Annotated in this window: 6 protein-coding genes and 1 pseudogene; 4 read left to right on the top strand and 3 right to left on the bottom strand. The window is 71.9% G+C overall.

Going from position 1 to position 6,467, the window contains the following annotated elements; genetic code table 11:
* The coding region (locus tag H0488_RS21205; RefSeq protein ID WP_183101201.1) for a GDP-mannose 4,6-dehydratase at window positions 1–934 on the bottom strand (934 nt) is incomplete at its 3' end.
* 150 nt (window positions 935–1,084) lie between these two features.
* Between H0488_RS21205 and H0488_RS21200 the strand changes: the two genes are divergently transcribed.
* Window positions 1,085–2,068, top strand: coding sequence for an NAD-dependent epimerase/dehydratase family protein (locus H0488_RS21200; protein WP_183101200.1), 984 nt, complete (start codon window positions 1,085–1,087; stop codon window positions 2,066–2,068).
* Here H0488_RS21200 and H0488_RS21195 read toward each other — a convergent pair.
* Complete coding sequence (locus tag H0488_RS21195; RefSeq protein ID WP_183101199.1) at window positions 2,049–3,368, bottom strand: O-antigen ligase family protein; 1,320 nt, start codon at window positions 3,366–3,368, stop codon at window positions 2,049–2,051. The genes H0488_RS21200 and H0488_RS21195 overlap by 20 nt on opposite strands.
* Before the next feature lie 46 nt (window positions 3,369–3,414).
* Window positions 3,415–3,690, bottom strand: a complete 276-nt coding sequence (locus tag H0488_RS21190) for a MoaD/ThiS family protein (RefSeq protein WP_183101198.1) — start codon at window positions 3,688–3,690, stop codon at window positions 3,415–3,417.
* Between the two features lie 121 nt (window positions 3,691–3,811).
* Between H0488_RS21190 and H0488_RS21185 the strand changes: the two genes are divergently transcribed.
* The 3 genes and pseudogenes from H0488_RS21185 to H0488_RS21175 form a co-directional block, all read left to right on the top strand.
* On the top strand, window positions 3,812–4,567 hold the full coding sequence (locus H0488_RS21185) for a response regulator transcription factor (protein WP_183101197.1): 756 nt from the start codon (window positions 3,812–3,814) through the stop codon (window positions 4,565–4,567).
* 26 nt (window positions 4,568–4,593) lie between these two features.
* Entirely contained in the window at window positions 4,594–5,478 is an 885-nt protein-coding gene (gene mshD, locus H0488_RS21180; RefSeq protein ID WP_183101196.1) for a mycothiol synthase, read from the top strand.
* Window positions 5,478–6,467, top strand: a pseudogene (locus tag H0488_RS21175) (hypothetical protein); the annotation flags it as partial. The gene mshD and the pseudogene H0488_RS21175, both read left to right, overlap by 1 nt.

Here is a 6,467-nt window from a genome sequence, read left to right as displayed (position 1 = left end):
CGCGGTCGACGTCGACCATCAGCCGCACCAGGTCCTCGAACGTGGTGGTGGCCCGCCAGCCGAGCGCGGCCGCGGCCGGCTCGGGGTCGGCCACCAGGACGGCCGTGTCGGCCGGCCGGAAGAGCTCCGGGTCGACGACGACGTACGGCGCGGGGTCGTCGATCCCCGCGGCGGCGAACGCGATCCGGAGCAGGTCGTCGAGGCTGTGCGTCGTGCCGGTACCGATGGCGAGGTCGAGCGGCTCCTCGGCAGTGACCATCCGGACCATCGCTTCGACGTAGTCACCGGCGAAGCCCCAGTCGCGGCTGACCTCCAGGTTGCCGAGCCGCAGCTCGGCGCGGAGTCCGGCCGCGATCTCGGCGGCGCCGCGGGTGATCTTGCCGGTCACGAACGCCGCGGTCCGCAGCGGGCTCTCGTGGTTGTAGAGCCGGGCCGAGCAGGCGTGCAGGCCGCGCGCGGAACGCGCCTCGCGCACGACCTCCTCGGCCGCCGCCTTGGCGCGCGCATAGGGGCTGTGCGCGGCGGACCCGGTGACCTCGGCCGAGGACGCCTGGAAGAACCGCGCCTCGTGGCCGGTCTCGTCCCGGAGCTCGAGCAGCGCCGCGACGAGGGTCTCGACGGCCGCGTGGTTGACGGCGAAGGTGGCCTCGGGCTCGTCCCAGCTCCGCGCGACCGAGCTGACGGCTGCGAGGTTGTAGACCTGGTCCGGCCGGACGTCGGAGACCAGGCGCCGCACGGCGTCGGCGTCGCAGATGTCGGCCGGCGCCAGCGTGACGCCGTCGAGGTACGCCGCGCAGAGGTCGGCCGGCGACGCGGCCGCCGGCGCGGCGCCGACCACTCGGGCGCCGCGAGCGAGGAGGTGACGAGCGAGGTAGATGCCGTCCTGGCCGGTCACCCCGGTGATGAGGACGGTCCGTCCCTGCAGGTCTCGCACGGCGTCAGCCTAGGGACCGGATCGCGGCGAACCGGACCCGCCCGGCCCGAAGATCGTTCAGGATTTGTCGATAGGCCACGATGACGCGGCTCGAATGAGAGAGTGACATCCGTTCTTTGGGGGGCCATTGACAAGGGAGTGTTCTCGAACATGTCTGCTGGACCTGTAGACGTCGTCGTCGCCGGCGGTGGCGGCTTCATCGGCGGCCACCTGGTGGCCGACCTGCTCGCGCAGGGCAAGAGCGTGCGATCGGTCGACGTCAAGCCGTTCGACGAGTGGTACCAGGTGCACCCTGACGCCCAGAACCTGCAGAGTGACCTCTCCCTGCGCGAGAACGCCTTCGCGTCGACCGCCGGCGCGGGCGAGGTCTACATGCTCGCCGCCGACATGGGCGGCATGGGCTTCATCGAGAACAACAAGGCGCTCTGCATGCTCTCGGTGCTGACCAGCACCCACATGCTCCAGGCCGCGCAGGAGCACGACGTCGAGCGCTTCTTCTACTCCTCGTCGGCCTGCGTCTACGCCGCCGACAAGCAGACCGACACCGCCATCACCGCGCTCCGCGAGGAGGACGCCTACCCCGCCATGCCGGAGGACGGCTACGGCTGGGAGAAGCTCTTCACCGAGCGGATGTGCCGCCACTTCCGCGAGGACTACGGCCTCACGACCCGGGTCGCGCGCTACCACAACGTGTACGGCCCCGAGGGCACCTGGACCGGAGGCCGCGAGAAGGCCCCGGCCGCCGTGTGCCGCAAGATCGCGACCGCTGTCCTCACCGGCGAGCACGAGCTCGACATCTGGGGCGACGGCGAGCAGACCCGGTCGTTCATGTACATCGACGACTGCGTCAAGGGCTCGCAGATGATCCTGGCCGGCGACCACGTCGAGCCGATCAACCTGGGCAGCTCCGAGCTGGTCTCGATCAACCAGCTCTACTCGATCGTCGAGGAGATCGCGGGCATCAAGTGCACCCGCAACTACCAGCTCGACGCACCCCAGGGCGTCCGCGGCCGCAACTCCGACAACACCCTGATCCACGAGGTGTTCGACTGGGAGCCGTCCACCCCGCTGGCCGACGGCATGGCCCGGACCTACGCGTGGGTCTACGACCAGGTCAAGCGCGACCTGGGCTGACCCCGGGAACCACCGGCTGGGAGCGCGTCGGCTCGACCTCGGGGTCGGCCGGCGCGTTCTGCGTCTCCGGCGTCAGCATCGCCAGGGCTGCCAACGAGGCCGGCACCCAGACGGTGCGGTCCCACAGGCCGGGGAAGGTCGGCGCGATCCCGATGAACACCCACACGATGTAGGTCAACCGCCGCAGCGGATGATGGGTGAAGAGCGGGCGCGCCAGCGCGAACATCACGACCAGGTAGCAGGCGAGCCCGAGGATCCCGATCGCCACCGCGGCCTCGAGGTACACGTTGTGGTACTGCTCGACGTCCTTGAACCCGGAGCCGAGGATCGGCGACTGCCACAGGCGCGCGAACCCGTCCTCCAACGCCGCCTCCCGGATCTTGTCCGACCCGGACGCCGTGCCACCCCCGGCCAGGCGGCCCAACGCGGTCTCCTCGCCGCTCGCGTCGATGACGAAGGGGATGCTCAGCACGCCGAGCGCCCCGACGACGGCCAGCCCGACGCCCATCAGCGCCGACCGCTCGACGATGGGGATCAGCACGACCAGCGCGGCAAGGACCACGATCGCCGCGCGGCTGCCGCTGAGGCTCACCGACAGGAGGCTGATCGCGACGACGCCCAGGAGGAGCACGCGGACCCGCAGGTCCTTGTGGTGGTGCAGGAGGAACAGCACGATCGCGATCGACGTCACGCCCCCGAGCCCGAAGGCGTTCGGGTGGTGCGTGAACCCGTCGTACCGGTTGGCGAACACGGCGCCCTCGGTGATCGCCTTGGCGGTGCTGATGAGGTGCCCGGCCAGGTAGGCCCACAGCAGCCACACCACGATCGTCCGGTGGGGTCGCCACCAGGCGATGACGATCGGCAGCGCGCCGATGAAGAAGAGCCACTGCCCCGCGTAGAAGGCGTTGTTGAAGAGGTCGCCCGTGACGATGACGGAGACCAGCGAGAGGACCGCGGTCAGCAGCAGACCGATCACGTAGACCGGGGGCAGCTTGAGCCGGTTGCCCAGGAAGGTGGGGAGCAGGTGCAGGATGCCGAGGAGGATGAAGACGTCCGTCGGCGGCACCGTCCCGCCCGTCAGACCCTCGGCACCGCGGTACATCGGCGCGAACCCGAAGGCGAGCACCATGGCGACGATCCCGGTGTTGCGCAGCCCGAACGTGGTCAGGACAGCGACGTACACCGCGGCGACGACGGTGACCGCCGCGAAGACCAGACCCTGGGTGGCGGCTGCGGCGAGGCCGGCAGCGAGCGCGAGGACGGCACTCGTGAGCACGAAGCCACGGCCTGGTCTCGCCACCTGTTCCTCCACCCCCCGGATGCCGACGGCCGAGTCTATCCGCGCCTCAGCCGCCCGCGAAGGGCGGCAGGAAGTCGACCGTCGAGCCCGGCGGTACGGCGACGGCGGTCGGGTCGAGGGTCGCGACCGGTTGGTCGCCGAGCAGGACCGAGCAGACGGCGATCACCTCGGGCAGCCGGGATCCCGCGTGGCGGCGTACGACTTCGGCCCGCACGTCGGCCAGCGTGACCGGGCCCGCAACTTCCAGCGTCTCCTCCGCCACGCCGGCCGCAGATCGTGCGGCCGCCCAGTAGCGGACCAGGATGACCTGCGTCTCACCCACCGTCTGTTCCCTTCCGCGACATCCCCACGTTTCGGTATCCTCTCCCCCAGGAAAACCGGCCGAGGCCCAGTGTTGCGTTTCGGTCTCTCTATGGCACGTCCGTGCCAGTGAGGAGACCCGGATGAGCACCCTGCTTCTCCTGACGAGCGCCCTCCAGCCGTCTGCCGAGGTGCTGCCCGGCCTGGCGCTGCTCGGCCACCAGGTCAAGATCCTGCCCGCTGAGGGCAGCGCGCTGCTCGAGGCGCCGGAGTCGGACCTGGTGCTGGTCGACGGCCGGCAGGACCTGGCCGGCTCGCGCGACCTGTGCCGCCTGATCCGCACCACCGGCACCGACGTGCCCGTCATCCTGGTCGCCACCGAGGGCGGCCTCGCGGTCGTGTCCCACGACTGGGGCATGGACGACGTCGTCCTCCACACCTGCGGACCGGCCGAGCTCGAGGCGCGGATCAAGCTGGCCATCGGCAAGCTGGCCGCGGCCCGCGAGGCGGCCGACCCCGACGCCCACGTCATCCGTTCCGGCGAGGTGGTCGTCGACGACGCGACCTACACCGCGAAGGTGGGCGGGCGGGTGCTCGACCTCACCTTCAAGGAGTTCGAGCTGCTGAAGTTCCTGGCGCAGCACCCCGGCCGCGTGTTCTCCCGCCAGCAGCTGCTCCAGGAGGTCTGGGGCTACGACTACTTCGGCGGCACCCGCACCGTCGACGTCCACGTGCGGCGGCTGCGGGCCAAGCTCGGCCCCGAGAACGAGACCCTGATCGGCACGGTGCGCAACGTCGGCTACCGCTTCGTGCTGCCGACCAAGGACGGCGGCAAGGACGGCACCAAGGACCAGTCGTCCGACGGGGCCGACCGGGCGTCCGAGTCGGCCGACGCCTGACCGGAGGCGTGTCCTAGGGTCTCCGGGTGACTCCCCGGGACCCGCTCGTCGCCATCGAGGGCGTACGACGCGCCTGCCGGGCCGTCGACGGACACGACCCGGTCGACGAGTCGGTGCACCTGCGGCTGAAGCACCACGGCCTGGCCGACACGTCGGCGTGGGTCGAGACCGACGGCTTCGCCCTCCGCCGCGGCACCGCGCTCGACCTGGCGGTCGCCCCCGAGGCCCGCGGCCACGGCCTCGGCGGTCGCCTCGCCGCGGCCGCAGCTGCCGATCCCGGTGAGCTGACCGCGTGGGCGCACGGCGACCACCCCGCGGCTCGGGTGATCGCCGATCGCCTCGGTTTCGCCCGGGCGCGGGAGCTGTGGGTGATGCGCCGGCCGTCCGTCGTACCCCTGCCTGCGGCGGAGCCGCCGGCGGGCGTGACGATCCGCGACTTCGGCATGACGGATGCCGAGGCGCTGCTCGCGGTCAACGCGGCCGCGTTCGCCGCGCACCCGGAGCAGGGCTCGATGTCGGCCGACGACCTGGCCGAGCGGATGGCCGAGCCGTGGTTCGACCCGGCCGGGCTGCTGCTCGCCGTCGGTCCCGACGGAGACCTCCTCGGGTTCCACTGGACCAAACGACACGACGCCGACCACGGTGAGGTGTACATCATCGGCATCCCCCCGGCCGCCCACGGCCGGGGACTCGGCAAGGCGCTCACGGTGGCCGGGCTCCGCCACCTCGCGAGCCGGGGTGTGGCCGAGGTGCACCTCTACGTCGAGTCGGACAACGAGCCGGCCCTACGGCTGTACTCGGGCCTCGGTTTCGACCACGCCGCCGCCGACACACACGTGCAGTACCACCGTCCATCCCATGGGTCGCAACCGTCACACGAAACCCCTTCACCCGGATACGATCGGCCTTGATGAGTTCGGTCACCGAGGACGGGCCTGCGCCGGAAGAGCGCGACCCTGATGAGCCGCGCCGTGCGCGCGGTCGCTCCCGGCTGCCCTGGAAACGTCGTGACGACGACGCACCGGAGCTGGGCGAGCTCGATCCCGAGGACGTCGAGGCCTTCATCCGCAGGAGTGCCGAGGCGGCGGAGACGGGCGACGACGAAGCACCCGACGACCTGCCCGAGCCGGATCTCGCCGAGGCCGACGTCGACCTGCCGTTCGAGGACATCGCCAGCCGGGTGACCGGCCGGGCGCAGCCTGAGCCCCACGAGTACGACGAGTTCGCGCCCGAGGGCGACGACAGCGTGGACTGGTCTTCGTTCGTCGTACCGGATCGCGCGGCCAGCACCTCGAGCGACACCGATGCGTTGAGCGACACCCCTGACATCGATGCGGCGCGGAAGGTGATCGCCGACGCGCTCGACCTCGGGTTCGCCGAACCGCTCCCCGACGCTCCCCCGCAGCGCAAGCTCTGGCCCCGGCGCCGCGGCGACACCGTGGTGCCACGCGGTCCCGACGCTGCCGGCGAGACGGGCGGGTCCGAACCCGCCGATCCGCCGAAGGTCGACGCTGCGCACACCGAGGCCGTCGCCGCGCTCGCGGCCCAGCTGCGCCGAGACGCCGAGATGGCAGCAGCCGAGCAGGCGGCCGAGCGGATGGCTGCCGAGGAGGCCGCGCAGCGCGCAGCGACCGCCCGTGGTGAGGCCGACCGGCTCGCACGCGAGCAGGCCGAGCTCGCCGCGCAGGCCAGCCAGGCACGCGCCGAGGCGGAACAGGTCGCCCTCCGCGCGGCCACCGCCCGCGAGGAGGCCGAGGAGGCCGCGCGGGAGCGCGCCGAGCTCGCCGGCGCGAGCGCCGCCCGGCGCGAGGAGGCCGAGCGGAAGGCTGAGGAGCAGGCGGCCCTCGCCGAGGCCGCCCACGCCGAGCGAGTCCGGGCGGAGGCCCTCGCCAGCGAGCAG

The organism is Nocardioides pelophilus (assembly GCF_014180685.1).
In the GTDB taxonomy this organism is placed as follows: domain Bacteria; phylum Actinomycetota; class Actinomycetes; order Propionibacteriales; family Nocardioidaceae; genus Nocardioides; species Nocardioides pelophilus.
This window is presented reverse-complemented; position numbering and strand designations above follow the sequence as displayed.